General features: G+C 56.1%; 18 protein-coding genes. 15 read left to right on the plus strand and 3 right to left on the minus strand.

From position 1 onward, the window contains the following. Nucleotides 1-14 precede the first annotated feature (14 nt). Nucleotides 15-680: a Crp/Fnr family transcriptional regulator gene (locus B5E84_RS03195; RefSeq protein WP_087219119.1), complete on the minus strand. Its 666-nt coding sequence runs from the start codon at nt 678-680 to the stop codon at nt 15-17. Nucleotides 681-776: 96 nt separating this feature from the next. Here B5E84_RS03195 and B5E84_RS03200 point away from each other — a divergent pair, with 96 nt between their 5' ends. The 8 genes from B5E84_RS03200 (at nt 777) to B5E84_RS03235 (ending at nt 9,589) form a co-directional block, all read left to right on the plus strand. Continuing rightward, the gene (locus B5E84_RS03200; protein ID WP_087219122.1) at nt 777-1,577 is read left to right on the plus strand and encodes an ATP-binding protein; all 801 of its coding nucleotides are present in this window, start codon (nt 777-779) and stop codon (nt 1,575-1,577) included. A 20-nt stretch (nt 1,578-1,597) separates the two neighbouring features. Further along, the gene (locus B5E84_RS03205) at nt 1,598-2,089 is read left to right on the plus strand and encodes a hypothetical protein (RefSeq protein ID WP_087219125.1); all 492 of its coding nucleotides are present in this window, start codon (nt 1,598-1,600) and stop codon (nt 2,087-2,089) included. 51 nt (nt 2,090-2,140) lie between these two features. Next, nucleotides 2,141-2,455: a hypothetical protein gene (locus B5E84_RS03210; RefSeq protein ID WP_087219128.1), complete on the plus strand. Its 315-nt coding sequence runs from the start codon at nt 2,141-2,143 to the stop codon at nt 2,453-2,455. Nucleotides 2,456-2,751: 296 nt separating this feature from the next. Next, the gene (locus B5E84_RS03215; protein WP_087219131.1) at nt 2,752-3,195 is read left to right on the plus strand and encodes a MarR family winged helix-turn-helix transcriptional regulator; all 444 of its coding nucleotides are present in this window, start codon (nt 2,752-2,754) and stop codon (nt 3,193-3,195) included. A 3-nt stretch (nt 3,196-3,198) separates the two neighbouring features. Beyond that, nucleotides 3,199-5,043, plus strand: coding sequence for an ATP-dependent zinc metalloprotease FtsH (gene ftsH / locus B5E84_RS03220; RefSeq protein WP_087219134.1), 1,845 nt, complete (start codon nt 3,199-3,201; stop codon nt 5,041-5,043). Between the two features lie 321 nt (nt 5,044-5,364). Beyond that, complete coding sequence (locus tag B5E84_RS03225; RefSeq protein WP_087219137.1) at nt 5,365-6,873, plus strand: serine hydrolase; 1,509 nt, start codon at nt 5,365-5,367, stop codon at nt 6,871-6,873. 229 nt (nt 6,874-7,102) lie between these two features. Continuing rightward, entirely contained in the window at nt 7,103-8,521 is a 1,419-nt protein-coding gene (locus B5E84_RS03230; RefSeq protein ID WP_087219140.1) for an MBOAT family O-acyltransferase, read from the plus strand. A 36-nt stretch (nt 8,522-8,557) separates the two neighbouring features. Continuing rightward, nucleotides 8,558-9,589: a GDSL-type esterase/lipase family protein gene (locus B5E84_RS03235; protein WP_242963244.1), complete on the plus strand. Its 1,032-nt coding sequence runs from the start codon at nt 8,558-8,560 to the stop codon at nt 9,587-9,589. A gap of 108 nt (nt 9,590-9,697) precedes the next feature. Here B5E84_RS03235 and B5E84_RS03240 read toward each other — a convergent pair whose 3' ends face one another. After that, entirely contained in the window at nt 9,698-10,240 is a 543-nt protein-coding gene (locus B5E84_RS03240; protein ID WP_087219143.1) for a nitroreductase family protein, read from the minus strand. Between the two features lie 147 nt (nt 10,241-10,387). Here B5E84_RS03240 and B5E84_RS03245 point away from each other — a divergent pair, with 147 nt between their 5' ends. The 7 genes from B5E84_RS03245 (at nt 10,388) to B5E84_RS03280 (ending at nt 16,282) form a co-directional block, all read left to right on the plus strand. Next, a complete protein-coding gene (locus B5E84_RS03245; RefSeq protein ID WP_087219146.1) occupies nt 10,388-10,750 on the plus strand; it encodes a winged helix-turn-helix transcriptional regulator in 363 nt (120 codons plus the stop codon). Between the two features lie 207 nt (nt 10,751-10,957). Further along, complete coding sequence (locus B5E84_RS03250) at nt 10,958-11,800, plus strand: pyridoxamine kinase (protein ID WP_087219149.1); 843 nt, start codon at nt 10,958-10,960, stop codon at nt 11,798-11,800. Further along, a complete protein-coding gene (locus tag B5E84_RS20290) occupies nt 11,797-12,699 on the plus strand; it encodes a LysR family transcriptional regulator (RefSeq protein WP_162612798.1) in 903 nt (300 codons plus the stop codon). Before B5E84_RS03250 ends, B5E84_RS20290 begins: the two co-directional genes overlap by 4 nt. Nucleotides 12,700-12,827: 128 nt before the next feature. Then, nucleotides 12,828-13,892, plus strand: coding sequence for a tartrate dehydrogenase (locus B5E84_RS03265; protein ID WP_087219154.1), 1,065 nt, complete (start codon nt 12,828-12,830; stop codon nt 13,890-13,892). A gap of 13 nt (nt 13,893-13,905) precedes the next feature. Next, a complete protein-coding gene (locus B5E84_RS03270; protein WP_087219157.1) occupies nt 13,906-14,694 on the plus strand; it encodes a DUF3100 domain-containing protein in 789 nt (262 codons plus the stop codon). A 10-nt stretch (nt 14,695-14,704) separates the two neighbouring features. Continuing rightward, complete coding sequence (locus tag B5E84_RS03275) at nt 14,705-15,169, plus strand: hypothetical protein (RefSeq protein WP_087219160.1); 465 nt, start codon at nt 14,705-14,707, stop codon at nt 15,167-15,169. Between the two features lie 27 nt (nt 15,170-15,196). Beyond that, nucleotides 15,197-16,282: a C45 family autoproteolytic acyltransferase/hydrolase gene (locus tag B5E84_RS03280; RefSeq protein WP_087219163.1), complete on the plus strand. Its 1,086-nt coding sequence runs from the start codon at nt 15,197-15,199 to the stop codon at nt 16,280-16,282. 202 nt (nt 16,283-16,484) lie between these two features. Here B5E84_RS03280 and B5E84_RS03285 read toward each other — a convergent pair whose 3' ends face one another. Continuing rightward, nucleotides 16,485-17,021 carry a hypothetical protein gene (locus tag B5E84_RS03285; RefSeq protein WP_087219166.1) on the minus strand — a complete coding sequence of 179 codons (537 nt, stop codon included), beginning with the start codon at nt 17,019-17,021 and terminating at the stop codon, nt 16,485-16,487. Nucleotides 17,022-17,034 lie beyond the last annotated feature (13 nt).

The raw sequence follows: 17,034 nt of genomic DNA on the forward strand, positions 1-17,034 counted from the left end.
GGGCTGAAAATGGGTCAGAGCAGGCGGAAATCCCGCTTGTCAAAGGAGATGACCCCCTCCTCCTTCAGCCGGTACAGCTCCACTGTCATGGCGCTGCGGTCCACGGACAGGTACTCCGCCAGCTGCTGCCTGGTAAAGGGGATGGTAAAGGCGGAGGAGCGGGCCAGGCGGGCCTGGGAGGAGAAATAGGAGAGCAGCTTTTCGCGGATGGTCCGCGGGGAGGTGCTCTCTATTTTTCTGGCCAGCCGCAGGTTGCTCTCCGCCAGCGCCGAGAGCAGGTTGCGGATGAGCCTGGCGTGAAAGGGGCAGGCGGAGGAACAGGTGGTGAGCACCCGGTTCACATCCAAAAACAGGGCGGACACAGGGGAGGCGGCCACGGCGGTGAAGGGAAAGGGCGTTTTCGCCGCGCAGGCGTAGGCCTCGCCGAAGCATTCCCCCGGCCCGATGGAGGCCATAAGGGTGCGCCGTCCCCAGTAGTCCTCCTTTACGATGTGGACGGAGCCGGAGAGCACCAGGCCGATCTGGACGATGGGATCCCCCTCCGGGAAAATGATTTCCTCCCGCCCAAACTCCCGTTTTCTGGCAGAGAGGCAGGAGAGCATGGAGTGCAGGTCCGCCTCCCCGATGGACTGAAACAGGGGGGAGGCGGCCAGGGTTTTGTCGTGGGTGTGGGATAACATTTTTTCCTCCTTTGTTGGAATTCCAACATACTTTTTGGAGGAATTATAGTATACTTGCCCCATAAGGTCAAGGGAAAGAGATTCAGAGGAGGAAGTATGATCAGAAAAATTATCACGATTGACGAGGAAAAATGCAATGGCTGCGGCCTGTGCGCCAGCGCCTGCAAAGAGGGAGCCATCGCCATGGTGGACGGGAAGGCGAAACTGATCCGGGACGACTACTGCGACGGCCTGGGCAACTGCCTGCCCGCCTGTCCCACAGGGGCCATCTCCTTCGAGGAGCGGGAGGCAGCGGCCTTTGACGAGGAGGCGGTGAAACGTCATATGGAAAACCTGGAGCGGGCAAAGGCGGAAACGGCGAAGGAGGCGTTCGCCTGCGGCTGCCCCGGAACGGCGCCCAGAATCCTGGGAGGAGGAAAAACGGCAGAGTCCGGCCATGGGGGATGTCCCGGAGCGGCCTCCAGAGCCCTTGGCGGGGCCGGTTCAGAAGATGGTTTGTCCGCTTGCCACGGACATTCCCCCAGGGCGGCAGTCAGCCAGCTGCGCCAGTGGCCAGTGCAGATCCAGCTGGCGCCCTTAGGCGCCCCCTATTTTCAGGGAGCGGACCTGCTCATCGCCGCGGACTGCACCGCCTACGCCTACGGGGATTTCCACAACCGTTTTATCCGGGATCACGTGGTGTTGGTGGGCTGTCCCAAGCTGGATCCCGTGGACTATTCGGAAAAGCTGACGGAGCTGTTCCGCAGAAATGAGATCCGCACCGTGACGGTGGCGCGCATGGAGGTGCCCTGCTGCGGCGGTTTGGAGCGGGCGGTAAGGACAGCCCTGGAGCGCAGCGGAAAATCCCTGCCCCTGGAGGTAGTGACCATTTCCGTGGAGGGAGACATTCTTTCTTAAGAAACAGTGGAGAGATCGGTATGGAGAGAACGAAACCATTGGAACGGCTCCTGGGAGCGGCAGTGGGGCTGGCGCGCACCGCGGACCGGATCCCGGCGGACGGGGAGACCATGGGGCTGATCCGTGAGGCCCTGGTGATGATGTTCGCGCCGGAGAGTTCCGGGGAGAATGGGCGTTTGGAGGGGGCGGAAGATCCGGTTTCCGCCCTGGAGGCCCGCATTCACGAGAAAAAGGCGCGGCTGCTGCCGGACTGCACCGTCTGCAAAAACCCCTGCGGCCGGTTCTTTGACTATGAGGCGGGAGAGCTCTGGACGGGCCCTCTGGAGATCCGGGACGGGAAAATAGGGATTCTGGAACGGTTAAAATGCCTCACGGACCGGGGAGAGATCGGGGAAAACAGGGACCTGGTGTGCCGGGCCCTCTTTGCCCTGGGAGAGGATTGCAGCGGGGAATGGCTGCAAATGATTGCGGAGGAGCTGGAAAATGTGATATACTGTCCGGGTAGGCAGTGAGGAACGGGACTCCTGTCTTCAAAAGTTTACCCAAGGAGAGGACAGAGAAAGATGGATATGTTATTCTTACTCAGCGGAGTGGCCTGCGCTGTTGAGACGGTAATGCTGTTTATGAACAAGGATTTCCTGATTTTTATGGGAAATAAAAATGGAACGGGGCTGCGGGAGGAGGAATTTGACCTTCCCAGGCTTTACCGGGCGGAGCGGTGGCTGTTTCTCATCGACGCCGTCACCTGCATTGTGCTGGGGCTGAACCTGGGGAATATGCTGGCAGAGTGGATCTGCATTGCCCTGTGCCTGGTCACCCTGGTCATTCATTTCAACAATTTCCGCAGTGATCTGTATAAAAAGAGAAAAAGAAGATAGAGGGAGACCTCTGATGCCGCCAGGGATGGCTGGAGTTTGCTGAGAAAGCAGCTTCGGCCGTCCCTGGCGGCTTTTTATTGTGAAAGCCCCGGATGGCGGCGATATAGATGGGCGTGCTCACGCGCACAGATATATCGGATTTGTGTAGTGGGAAAAAGGCTATCCCATCCCCGCCCCTAAAATTTCCATAAACACAATCTTTAGACTTATTTTATGGTTTGAACATAAAAAAGACACAAATCAGGTATAATATAGAAAATACTTAATTTAAGTATAATTTACAGAGGAGGGATCCGATGAACGCGGGAGAGTTTCGCAATGAGCTCCTGGCGGCGTCCATGGCGATCAAGGACGCCCTGGACGGGTATTTTGTCCCGGCCTGCCGCCGGTATGGACTGACCATACAGCAGTTTCACGTGCTGGCGGTGTTAGAGGGGGACGGCCCCCAGAGCGTGGGGGAATTAAGCGGCAGAGTGGGGGTGCTCCGCGGAAATATCACCGCAGTCTGCAAAAAGCTGGAGCAGAGAGAGCTCATCGTCCGCAGCCGCAGCCCGGAGGACGAGCGCGTGGTGGTGGTGACTATCAGCGGTCGGGGCCGGGAGGTATTAAACGGACTGACCGGGGAGCTGGAGAGCTGCTGCGGGGAGGCCTTCCGGCAGCAGCCGCCGGAGGACATGGAAGACATTTTAAAAGGATTAAAAAAGCTTTGCGCGTTAGTGCAGAAACTGAGAAAGGAATAGGATATGCAAGAGGTAAAAACACCAAAAAAACCATTGATTTTTTATTACCTGATTGTGATGGCGGTGCTGCTGCTGTTCAATCTTCTGGTGACGCCGTCTCTGTTTTCCGCCCAGGTCCAGGAAGTGGACTACGGCGTGTTTCTCCAGATGGCGGAGGACGGGGATCTGGACGAGGTCCAGGTGACGGACGGAGAGATCATTTTCAGCGACAACGGCACGCCCCAGCGGTTTTACAAGACGGGGCGGATGGACGACGGCTTTTTAGTGGACCGCCTGTATAACGCCGGGATCCGCAATTTCGGCGAACCCATCGTAAAGGAGATGTCCCCTCTGCTGCAGACTCTGCTCAGCTGGGTGCTGCCGGTGGTGTTCTTTGTGGTGATGGGGCAGCTTTTGTCCCGCTGGATGATGAAAAAAATGGGGCCGGGGGGCATGGGAAACGCCATGACCTTCGGAAAGAGCAACGCCAAGGTTTACGTCCAGTCCACAGAGGGGATCCGGTTCTCCGACGTGGCCGGTGAGGACGAGGCCAAGGAGCTGTTAAAGGAAATCGTGGACTACCTCCACAACCCCGGCCGCTACGCGGAAATCGGCGCCTCCATCCCCAAGGGCGCCCTGCTTGTAGGCCCTCCTGGAACGGGAAAAACCCTTCTGGCAAAGGCGGTGGCCGGCGAGGCCAACGTGCCCTTTTTCTCCATCTCCGGTTCAGAATTTGTGGAAATGTTTGTGGGCATGGGCGCCGCCAAGGTGCGGGATCTGTTTAAGCAGGCCAACGAGAAGGCCCCCTGTATCGTGTTTATCGACGAGATCGACACCATCGGCAAAAAGAGGGATACGGGCGTCATGGGCGGAAACGATGAGAGAGAGCAGACCTTGAACCAGCTTCTCACGGAGATGGACGGTTTCGACGCCAAAAAGGGAGTGATTATCCTGGCGGCGACCAACCGGCCGGACTCCCTGGATCCGGCCCTTCTGCGCCCCGGCCGTTTTGACCGGAGGATCCCGGTGGAGCTGCCGGACCTTCAGGGGCGGGAAGATATTCTGAAGGTGCACGGGAAAAAGGTGAAACTTTCCGATGACGTGGATTTCGCGGCCATCGCCAGGGCCGCCGCCGGAGCCTCCGGCGCGGAGTTGGCCAACATGGTGAACGAGGCAGCCCTTCACGCGGTGCGAAACGGCCGCAAGGTGGTGACCCAGGCCGATCTGGAGGAGAGCGTGGAGGTGGTCATCGCCGGCTATCAGAAGAAGAACAAGATCATGTCCGACCACGAAAAGATGGTGGTTTCTTACCATGAGATCGGACACGCCCTGGTGGCGGCCCTGCAGACCCATTCGGCCCCGGTGACGAAAATCACCATCATTCCCAGAACCTCCGGCGCCCTGGGCTACACCATGCAGGTGGAACAGGACGAGCACAACCTGATGACGAAGGAGGAGCTGGAAAACAAGATCGCCACCTATACCGGCGGCCGCGTGGCGGAGGATCTGATCTTCCACTCCATCACCACAGGAGCGTCCAACGATATTGAGCAGGCCACAAAGCTGGCGCGGGCCATGATCACAAGGTTTGGCATGAGCGACTTTGGCATGGTGGCTCTCGAGACCGTGGGAAATCAGTACCTGGGCGGGGATTCGTCCCTGGCCTGTTCCCCGGAGACGGCCACGGAGATTGACCGGAAGGTGATCGAGGTGGTGAGAGCCCAGTATCAGAAGGCGGAGGAACTGTTGAGGGCCCATATGAGGGAGTTAAATTCCCTGGCCCAATACCTGTACGCCCATGAGACCATCACGGGAGAGGAATTTATGGACATTCTCCAGGACAGCCTGGATCAGAAAACGGCGGAGTGACAGGCCGGAAAAACGAACAGGAACCAATAGAGGAACGGACAGAAAGCAGGCGGATTCACGCCTGCTTTTTGCTGTGCCCGCAGGGCGGAGACGGCGGCGGGAAAGGGAAGAAACCGACTGTAGAGGAGGCAGAAATTTCCTTTTTCCGGGAATGGGTTCCGTAAAGAAAAGGGAGGAACGGGGGCGGAAGGAGGGGCGGGGAAAAATGTTAAGAAAGTTGACATATTTTTAGAGGGAAATCTGTGATATACTGTCTCTATGGCGCCGGGCGCTCTGCCCGGATTCTGATAAACATTACGAAAATCACAGGAGATTATACATATGAAACGACGCAGTTCTATTTTGATCATGGCACTCTGCGCCAGTCTGGCGCTTTCCCAGGCATCCTACGCCGCCATCACGGCGCCGCCCGTGCCCACGGGGAACGTATCCTCAGGCACCGGCTCCTCCGCGCCCTCATCCTCCCAGACTCCGGGAAATACGGGAGGGTCATCTTCCACCCAGACTCCGGGAACCGGTGCGGACATCACCACGCAGGGACCTGGCGGATCGCCCCAGACAGGAAATACCACCCCGTCCGGTACGTCCACCCCGGGAGGTAGCGGCCAGTCCGGAACCCCAAATACCCCTTCTTCCGGCACCCAGAACGTGGGCCCGGGATCGGTGCTGGGAAATGGCGGCGGAGCCACCACGGCCGGAACGGGAGCCGGAGCTCAGGTTTCCACCGTGAAAGCCCCGGAGATCCAGGCGGAGGGCGCGGCCCTCATTGACGCCGGCACGGGAAAGCTTCTGTACGGAAAAAATGAGAACGCCCAGTTTTACCCGGCCAGCATCACCAAGCTGATGACGGCCCTGCTGGTGGCGGAAAACTGCGATTTAAACGAGGTCGTCACCTTCTCAAAGACGGCCACCACCAATCTGGAGTCCGGCGCGGTGACCATCAATCTGGTAGAGGGAGACAAGCTGACGGTACAGGACTGCTTATACGCCCTGCTCTTAAAGTCTGCCAACGAGGTGGCCAACGGCCTGGCGGAGCATATGGATGGGAGCGTGAGCGCCTTCGCGGCTCGGATGAACGCCAGGGCCAAGGAGTTAGGATGCCAAAACACCAATTTTGAAAATCCCAACGGTCTGAACAACGCGGACCATAAAACCACGCCCTACGACATGGCTCTGATCGCCAGGGCGGCGTTTAGCAACCCCACTGTTCAGAAGGTGGCCTCCACCTTAAGCTATAAAATTGCCCCCACGTCGAAAAATCCGTCGGGCAAGACGGTGACCATGGGGCACAAGATGTTTTACTCCACCGATTCCCGGTATTATCCCGGCATCATCGGCGGAAAGACGGGCTACACCTCCAAGGCAGGCAATACCCTGGTGACTGCCGCGGAGAAAAACGGCGTGCGCCTGATCGCGGTGATTATGAAAAGTTCTTCCACCCACTACGAGGACACGAAGGCCCTTTTGGATTACGGATTTGAATATTACAGCGCCCTGACCGGCGGCGCCTCCGTCTCCGGAAACCGCTGGGAACAGAGCGGGGAGAAGTGGTACTTTGTAAAGGCGGACGGCCGGAGAGCGGCGGGAGAGTGGATGACCATCGACGGCCAGGAATACTGGTTTGAGAGCGACGGGACCATGGCTACCGGCTGGCGGCAGGCTGCCAACGGAGAGTGGTACTATTTCCGCACCACCGGCGCCATGGCCAAGGACTACTGGGCCAAGAGCGGGGACAACTGGTACTACATGGGCTCCGACGGCGCCATGGTGAAGAACGCCTATACGCCGGACGGCTACTACGTGGACGCCAGCGGCGTGTGGGTCCAGTAGCCCATTTTCATCCGATATCCACAGGAAAAGGAGTCACCGGGGCGGCAGCTGTCTGCTGGCCCCGGTCTTTGTGTTTGTGGGGAAACGGCGGCGGAGGGCGGGGAAATGCCTGTTTCTGCCGCTGAGCGGCGCTGAATCCCAATAAAAGCACAAAAAACGAAGAAAATAGCAACCACATCAAATAATAACAAAAAATACCAAAAAATAACAGAAAGAGACATACGGAAGAATGATATTCAGCAGTTTTGATTTTTTATTCCGGTTCCTGCCGGTCTTTTTGTTTCTTTATTTTGCCTGTCCGGAACGGCACAGGAACCTCTGCCTGTTTGCGGGCAGCCTGGCATTTTACTTCTATGGGGTGAAAGACAACCCCCTGTATTTTCTCCTGTTTGCCGTCTCCATCGCGGTGAACTTTCAGGTGGGAGCCCTCATTGGGCGGAGAAACCGGGGGGCGGCGCGGGGGCGCTGGCTGGCGGTGGGGGTGGCCTACAACCTGTTCTGGCTGCTTTTGTTTAAATATTCCGCCTTTTTCGCGGAAAATCTGAATCAGATGTTTGCCCTTCTCAAGGTGGGGGTGACCCTTCCGGTGTACCGGCCGGCCCTTCCCATCGGGATCAGCTTTTACACCTTTCAGGCCATCGCCTATCTGGCAGACGTTTATCGCAGGGAGGCTAAGTATGAGCGTTCTTTTGTGAATTTCGGAATGTATCTGGGGATGTTTCCCCATCTGATTTCCGGCCCCATCGTCCGCTATCCAGACGAGGCTGAGGAGATTTCCGGGCGCGGCCTTTCCGCCGGGATGGTGGAGAGCGGCCTGCGGGAGCTGACCATCGGCCTGGGGTATAAGGTTTTGATTGCCGACCGTCTGGGCGGTTTGTGGAGCCAGGTGGGGGCCATCGGCTACGACAGCATTTCCACGCCTTTGGCCTGGATGGGGGCGGCGGCGTACAGCCTGCAGCTGTATTTTGACTTCTGCGGCTACTCCCTTATGGCGGTGGGCCTGGGGAGGATTCTGGGCTTTGAGCTGCCTCAGAACTTCGCCACCCCTTATATGTCCCTGTCCATGACGGAATTCTGGCGGCGCTGGCACATCACCCTGGGTAGCTGGTTCCGGGATTACGTGTACATTCCGCTGGGAGGAAACCGGCGGGGGACGGCGGTGATGCTCCGCAATATGCTGGCAGTGTGGCTCCTCACCGGATTCTGGCACGGCGCCAGCTGGAACTTCCTGTTCTGGGGTCTGACCCTTTTTGTGCTCATGACTCTGGAAAAGCTGGGCCTGGCCCGCCTGTTTCACCGGGTGCCGGCTCTGGGGCATCTGTATATGATGCTTGCCATTCCTCTGACGTGGATGATTTTTGCCATTGGGGACCCGGGACAGCTGGCGGTGTATTTCCAGCGCCTGTTCCCCTTTCTGGAGGGCGGCAAGGACGTGATGTATTTTGCGGGAGACTATCTGAAATATGGAAGGCTTTACGGGATTTCCCTGGCGGCGGGACTGATTTTCATGACCGGCTGGCCAAGAAGGCTCTATGACCGGTATCGGAATACGCTGGTGACGGCAGTGATTTTGCTGGCGGTATTCTGGATTTCCGTATACTGCATTCAGATGGGGGAGAATGACCCCTTCCTGTATTTCAGCTTTTAAATGTGACAATTCAGACCCATGGAGGATAAGTGATAGATGAAACAGCGACAGCATTGGTACAGCCTGCTTTTGACCGGGAGCCTGATCGTGGCCGCCGCGGTGGCGCTGCCGCCTGAGGGAAACGGATTTTTTGAGCGGGTGGCGGCGTTTGTGGGAGGAGAGATGGCGGACGCCGAAGGACCGGTATTTGAAACGGAAGGGAGTCTGCCGGGAGAGGAAGGCGCGCAGAGTGCCACCCCTTCCGAGGATGTGAGATTTGAAGGGCCCGGGCAGCAGCCCGCGGGAAATGGAGAAGGGGCAAAACGGGACGGCGGCGCCGGAAACGGAGGAGAGGCTCCGGAAACGCCGTTGGCCGCCGTGGCGGAAAACGGCGCGTTGACGCCGCTTTCCCAGGGACTTGACGCCTCAGCCCAGGGCGGGACAGAGGACGGAGCCCCGGCCCAGGCCGCGCCGGAACAGGAAACGAAGGATCAGACGTCCCCGGAAACCGGCGGGGAGGGCAGCTGGCAGGCGGATTTTTCCACGGCCCTCTTTATCGGGGACTCCCGGACGGTGGGGCTTTCTGAGTACGGCGGGCTGGACGGAGCCACCGTGTTTGCCAACAAGGGAATGAGCGTGTTCAACGTCCTCTCAGCGGAGGTGGAGGTGGACGGCCGGAAAACGGGCCTGGAGGCTCTGCTGGCGGAGCGGCAGTTTGCCACCATCTACCTTATGCTGGGGATCAATGAGCTGGGCTACTCTGATCCGTCCATTGTGAAACAGTATTCCAAGGTGGTGGATCTCATCCAATCGGCCCAGCCGGACGCCTACGTGATCCTGGGGGCAAACCTTCACGTCACGAAACAGAAATCCGACCAGAACCCGGCCTACGGAAACGACCGCATCAACGCGGTCAATCGGCAGGTCTATGAGATCGCCGTGGACAAGGGCTGCGGGTATATTGACGTGAACAGCCTGTTTGACGACGAAACCGGCAGTCTGGGAGCCGGCTATTCCTCTGACGGCGTCCATATTTTGGGGAAATACTACAGGACGTGGGCGGAGTGGATCCGGGAACAGAAGGCGTGATGGGGCGGGACGGCGTCTCGTAGGGAAAACGCTGGCTGTCTGCGCGGCCGTGTTCCGGCGCGGGCGGACAGCCAGCGTTCGGTGAAGACGCGCAGGCAATGCCCCGCGTTAGACCCAGTTCACATTGTTCATTTCTTTTTTTCTCTGGGAACATTTCCCTTCCACATTCCCCAGCGCTACAGCTACAAGGGGCTCATAGCCTTCCGGCAGGCAGAGGACAGACCGGATGGGTTCCTGAGAGAGGGCCATCACCGGTCCCATCATAAAACGGGAGCCGATGCCAAGCTCCGTGGCCGCGAGGCACATATTTTCCGCCGCGCAGGACACATTTGCCATGGCAAAGCCAATAGCGTCATGTCCGCCTGGTGCGGACAGCAGGATCATAGCCTGGGCGTTCCGGGTGGCGCTGTAGCCGGGGGTGTTCGCCATTTTCTCTGCGAATTCATTTCCGCTTTGTTTCATCATTTCAATGGAACGGTCATTTACCGCCTGAAGCAGTTCCGGGTCGGTGAGGACAGTAAAATGAATGTGCCCAAAGATGGGAGCGTAGTTCCCGGCCTCAGCGATGGCGGTGATGGTTTCCCGCTTTAGGGGGGTGGAAAGAAAGGTTTCCGGGCTTTTTCTAGATCGGATCGCAGTAAGTGTATTCATAAAAATTCCTCCTAGTATAAATGGATGTAACTGCCAGGTTGATTTCTTTTTTCAACATGGTATAATTATCGTACTATATTTTACAGAGAAATCAAGTACGCAGAAAAAACGTATGTGGTGCGAAAAAACGTACCGAAGGAGGAAAGAATGCTTACGTTGGAAGAATTCAGAGAGGGAATCAAGACGGCGGATCCCGGAAAGGACTGCCCGGTGGCGAAGACGCTGGAGCTCCTTGGGGGAAAGTGGACGTCCAGAGTGATTTTTGAGCTGCAGAGGCGGGATGCTGTGCGATTTGGAGAGCTGAAACGAAGTCTGGCGGATACCACTAACACCATGCTTTCTTCCACACTGAAACGCCTGGAGGAAGCAGGAATTGTGGAGCGGCGGCAGTACGAAGAAATGCCGGTGCGGGTGGAGTATTCCCTGACGGAAGCCGGGCGGGAGATGCTGCCGGTGTTTTACGAGATGGCAAAGTGGGGGAGCCGGTATTTTGGGATTGAGCTGGAGTGAAAAGGCGGAAAATAACGGTAACCGTTATGGATTCCCGGGAACAGAAAACTGGCCTCATCAAAAAGAAGGATTCTGGCTATTTCAAACCAAGCCACTTTTGCTATACTTCTCTATATGAAACACACGAGTTTCCGGGATTTTCCCAGGCGGCGGCCTGGGGGGCCCGGAAACCTGCATATCAGACATCAGACAGGGAGGTATTGATTTATGAAACGAATTATCACACTTCAGGATATATCCTGCGTTGGACGCTGTTCCATCACGGTGGCTCTGCCGGTGATTTCCGCCATGGGAGTGGAGTGCGGAATCCTGCCGACGGCGGTGCTGTCCAATCACACCATGTTCAAGCATTTCACCTGCAAGGATCTCTCCGACCAGATCGAGCCCATCGCCGATGTGTGGGAGAAGGAGGAGATCACCTTTGACGGGATCTATACGGGGTATCTGGCATCGGAGGAGCAGTGCGAACAGATCTGTCAGTTTTTTGACCGTTTCTCCACCAAAGAGGGGCTGACAATCGTGGATCCGGCCATGGCGGACAACGGAAAGCTCTATCCCGCCTTCGGGGAGAAGTTTCCGGCGGCCATGGCGAAGGTGTGCGCGAAGGCGGATGTGATCCTTCCCAACATCACAGAGGCCTGCCTCCTCACGGGAATGCCCTATAAAACGGAGTACGATGAAACCTACATCCGGGAGCTTTTGGAGAAACTGCTGGAGCTGGGCTGCGGAACGGCGGCGCTGACGGGAGTGAGCTATGAGCCGGACAAGCTGGGTGTGGCCTATCTGGATCGGAACGGAAAGGAATTTTCCTATTTTACGAGAAAATGCGCCCAGAGTTTTCACGGCACGGGAGATCTCTACGCGGCCACAGTGACCGGCGGCCTGATGAGAGGGCTGGAGCTGGGGGAGGCCCTGGCCCTGGCGGCGGATTTTGTGGTGGTGTGCATTGAGGCCACCGCGTCCTCCACGGAGCCCAGATGGTACGGCGTGGAATTTGAGTCCCAGATCCCGGAGCTTTGCAGGATGCTGGAGGAGCGGGTGAAGAAGTGAAACTGATTCAGCTGCTGTATTTTTGCACGGCGTGCAGGACGGGAAATATTACCAGGGCGGCAAATGAGCTCCACGTGTCTCAGCCGTCGGTTTCCATGGCAATCCGGGAGCTGGAGGAGGAGTTTGGACTGCTCCTCCTCCAGCGGAACAACAAGGGCTTTGAGATTACCCGGGAGGGAATGTATTTTTACGAGAGGGCCCAGGCGCTGCTGGAGCAGTCTGAGGAGCTCACCCAGATGATGTGCGACATGGGAAATCAGAGAAAACGGATCAATCTGGGGATTCCGCCCATGATCGGCACATATCTGTTTCCCAAGATGTATAAAAGCTTTAAGGACGCGTTTCCGGAGGTTATGTTAAACTCCAGGGAGGGAGGTAGCGAATACCTGCTGGGGCTTTTGGATGAGAGCGTGCTGGATTTCGCCATTCTCCCCATCAACGAGATTTCCAGAGAGGCCTACAACATTCTGGCAATGACGGACACAGAGACGGTTTTCTGCGTCTCTGCCGGCCATCCCCTGGCGGGAAACAGCTCCGTTTCCATTGAGGAGATTTATGGGGAACCGCTGGTGATGTTCAACGAGGGGTTTTATCAGAACGTGGTGATCAAGAAACGGTTCGCCCAGGCGGGACACAAGCCCAACATCATTCACTATTCCAGTCAGTTTTACACCATAAAGGAATTTATATCCAGCGGAATCGCCGCCGGGTTTATGTTTCGGGACATTGCGGAGACGGTGCCGGAGATTCAGGGAATTTCTCTGGAACAGCCGCTGCAGATCCAGATCGGGCTGGTCTGGAAGAAACGGCAGCATATGTTTCACGATGCCACCAGATTTCTGGAATTTACGAAACGATACGCGAAAGACCTGAGAGAAAAAAGAAGAAATGCCGAATAAGAGCTATGACAGGGAAGAAGATTCCTGTCATAGTTTTTTTTTATTAATCCATCGGAAAAATATATTTTACTGATAACAAAGAAAAGATTACTATGGAATCAGAAAATAATTGAGAAGGGGGTTGAAACATGAAGACACATCGAATCGCGGTCATACCGGGAGACGGGATCGGGCCGGAGGTGCTGGCTGAGGGGGTGAAGGTACTGAAGGAGGTGGCGAAGCGGGACGGCCGTTTCGCGTTTCAGTTTGAGTATTTCCCCTGGGGGTGCGAGTATTACCTGCGGACAGGGGAGATGATGGAGCCGGGAGGCATTGAAAAACTGAAGGAGTTTGAGGCCATTTTCCTGGGAGCTGTGGGCTATCCGGGAGTACCGGATCACATTTCCCTGTGGGGGCTGCTTCTGACGATCCGCAAAAATTTTGAGCAGTATGTAAACCTCCGTCCGGTGCGGCTGCTGGAAGGAGCTCCCTGTCCGTTAAAGGATGTGGACCGGAAGGACATTGACATGATCTTTGTCAGAGAGAACAGCGAAGGAGAGTACGCGGGAAATGGCAGCTGGCTGTTTAAGGGGAAACCTCATGAGGTGGTGCTGCAGGAGGGAGTATTTTCCCGCCATGGCTGCGAGCGGATCATCCGCTATGCCTATGAGCTGGCCAGGAAACAGGGGAAGACACTGACCAGCGTCAGCAAGGGGAACGCCTTAAACTATTCCATGGTGTTCTGGGATCAGATTTTCCAGGAAGTGGGACAGGAATATCCGGACGTGAAAACGCAGTCTTATCTGGTGGACGCGGCCAGTATGTTTATGGTGAAGGACCCGGGACGGTTTCAGATCGTAGTCACCTCCAACTTGTTCGGCGATATTTTGACGGATCTGGGCGCGGCGATTTCCGGAGGCATGGGGTTAGCCGCGGGGGCAAACTTAAATCCGGAGCGGGAGTTCCCGTCCATGTTTGAACCGATCCACGGCTCCGCGCCGGACATCGCGGGCCAGGGAAAGGCCAATCCGCTGGCTACGGTGTGGTCGGCAAGCCAGATGCTGGACTTTTTCGGATATGAGGATTGGGGAAAGAGGCTGATTGAAATCATTGAGGAAATTCTGAAGGAAAAACGTGTGCTGACGCCGGACCTGGGAGGAACGGCAACCACCTGCCAGGTGGGGGATGAGGTCGTGAAAAAGATCTGGCAGTGAGAGGAGGTTTCTTATGTGGAAAGAAAAAAATTGGGCGGATTATAAGTTTCATATCGTGATTTTGCTCTGCTGTATTCTGGCGGAGGCCATTGGCGCTATCAAGATTCCTGTGAGTGGGGTGACGATCACCCTGCTGCCCCTGCTGTATTCCATGATCTTTGTTCTCGTGGTCTACATGATCAAGCCCATACGGTTTGTCAAGGAGAAGCAGGCGGAGATCGGATCGGCCTTTCTGACCCTGAGCGTGGCGTTTTTGATGGCGAAGTTAGGCATCACCAGCGGAGCGTCCATCAACGACGTAATCAGCGCGGGCCCGGTGCTGATCCTTCAGAACCTGGGAAATGTGGGAACGCTTTTTGTGGCTCTGCCCATTGCCCTGCTGCTGGGAATGGGGCGGGAGTCAGTGGGAATGACCCACGCCATGAGCCGGGAGCCCAATGTGGCGCTGATCTCGGATATGTTCGGACCGGATTCCGCGGAGTTTAAGGGCGTGATGACCTGTTATATTGTGGGAACTATTTTCGGAACCATATTTATGAGCATTGTGCCTCCCATTTTTGTAAGCCTGGGCATCTTTTCGCCGGAGTCGGCGGCCATGGCAGTGGGAGCAGGCAGCGCGTCTATGATGACGGCAGGACTGGCGGGCATCATGGAGGCGGCGCCGGAGGCAAGCGCGGATGTGCTTACTGCGTTTGCCAGCATCAGCAACGTGATCTCGTCATCCATTTCCGTATATCTGGGGCTGTTTATCACGGTGCCCCTGGGGAATGTGATCTACAAGGCAATGCGCAAGGGAAGATAGGAGGAGCCAAATGGAACGAAAGAGCTTAAGGGAAGAATTCATAGACTGGTGTATGACGTTTGTGATCGTCGCCATCCTGTCGGTGGCCTGTAATGTGGTGGGCTATGGCGGAGTGCTGTTGGAGTCTCTGCCGGGAATGCTGATTTTCGCGGCCATCAGCCTGGCCGGGCTTACGATAAAACATTTTGTCCCGGGAGATTTGCCGGCGGTGGCCTATATCGCCCTGATCGGGATGGTGCTGGCGATGCCCTTTTCCCCGGTTTCCGGGTTTATTATCTACTGGGCCAACAAGGTGAACCTGATGGCAGTGGTGACGCCCATTCTCGCCTACGCCGGTGTGATCGTCGGCCGGGACTGGAGAGAATTTGTGAAAATCGGATGGAAGGGTGTGTTTGTTTCCCTGCTGGTTATTTTCGGAACCTTTTTCGTCTCCGGAGGGATGGCAGAGGTGCTGGGAAACGTGTTTGGAATGTAAACGTCCGGGAAGATAGGAGGAACGTGTATGGAGAATTTTCCGTTTGTAGAGATTGAGGGAACACCGTATGAGATCGGGTATCAGCACGGCAGTATATTTAAGGAAAAGGTGGCGGGGACCATCGCCTGCTACCAGGAAATGTTCCGGGATTACTCCAATCTGGAGTGGGAGCGGGCGAAGGAGCTGTCTTTAAAGTTCCGGGATATTATCATGGAGTACAATCCGGATTATATGGAGGAGATCAAAGGGGTCGCGGACGGTTCCGGCTTTTCCTTTGAGGATATTCTGGCCTTAAACTGCAGGAGTGAGCTGGTGTTTGTGGGAAATGAGATGGACAAGGCAGACGGCGGCTGCACGTCCATCGGAATCAGCAGCGATGCGGGAGCCGGAGGCCAGGCATTCCTGGCCCACAACTGGGACTGGAAGACCAGCCAGAGAAATTCCATGATTATGATGAAGATCCGGCAGAAAAACGGAAAACCGGACATCTTTATGGTCACAGAGGCGGGAATTATCGGGAAAACCGGAGTGAACAGTGCGGGAATCTGCCTTTATCTGAACGCCCTGTCCACAGATCAGGCGCCGAAGGGGCTGCCCCTTCATCTGGCCATGAGAGGAATCCTGGACTGCCGGACACTGGCGGAGGCCATCAGCGCCGCGGTGAGACTGCCCTTAGGCTGCTGCGCGAACTTTATGATCGGCCATAAAAACGGGGAATGCGTGGATATTGAAATTGAGAATGAGGATTTTGATGTCCTGTATCCAAAAGACGGCATTTTGGTTCATACCAACCATTTTGTCAGCCCCCGTCTTCCCATTCTTCCCAGGAAGGACACCTGCAAATATAAGTTTACAGACTCCTTCACCAGGCTGGGAAGGGCGGACAAGCTGCTGAGAAAGAAGGGGAAGGAGATCTCCGAAACGGACATTATGGAAGTGCTGAGAGATCATGTGGAGTATCCGTCCAGCATCTGCCGTCATGACGATATGGAACAGCCCAAGGGCAAGCGGATGGGAACGGTATTTTCCATGGTAGTCAACCTGACAGAGGGAAAGATTTATTTCTGCAAGGGAAATCCCTGCGAGAAATCTTATGAGGAGTATCAGATTTAGAAACGGATGAGACCAGGCTGCTGCCTGGGAAACGGCTCTGCGCGGGGAAAGCTGCGCAGAGCCGTTTTTTCGAGCGGCACACTCCGCGCAGAGGAAAATGGCTGCTGGCGCGAGTGTGCGCTCCGGCGTGCATTTTGAGGAGATAAAAGAGGAATTCCTGTCCTGGGTTTACCTATTCCCAAGAAGCTATTTCTTACGAAAGTCAGGAATCCGCGTCAGAGGTACGGGAAGGCTCGCTTTCGTCGCTGGGAGTTGCCGGATTGGGTTCCCGTTCCCGTACCCAATAAAGGGTTTCCTCATGCCAGGTCATTTGTATGGATTCGTTTCCGTCTGAATTGCAATATTCTAAGGTTAAGATTTCTTGCTCTGAGCTGTGTCTTTCATACGGTTCAATCGCTACTGTAAAGATGCCGTTCTCCTGCGCAGCACATTGCCCGGTTCCGCCGGCGCTGATTCCGATAAAGTAATCCAGTTCTCCGTCCTGTGAAATTCCCATATGATTTCCATACTGTATGCCGGTGCCAAACAGGGAGCTGTCGGTGCGGTGAAAATCCAGCCTCCAGTTTCCTGCCAGATGCTGGAAGGATGCCGCACTATCCTCTGCGGCAGATGTTTCCTTTGCCGCATTGGAAGTGCTTTCCCCAACGGCAGTTCCAGAATCCGTTCCATGGGCGCAGCCGCCCATGAACACCAAAAGAGCCATCATGATAGTTAAAAGATAAATCGTTTTATATTTCACAGTATCATCTCCT

Origin of the sequence: Lachnoclostridium sp. An14, from assembly GCF_002160755.1 — a bacterium.
GTDB lineage: Bacteria > Bacillota > Clostridia > Lachnospirales > Lachnospiraceae > Lachnoclostridium_A.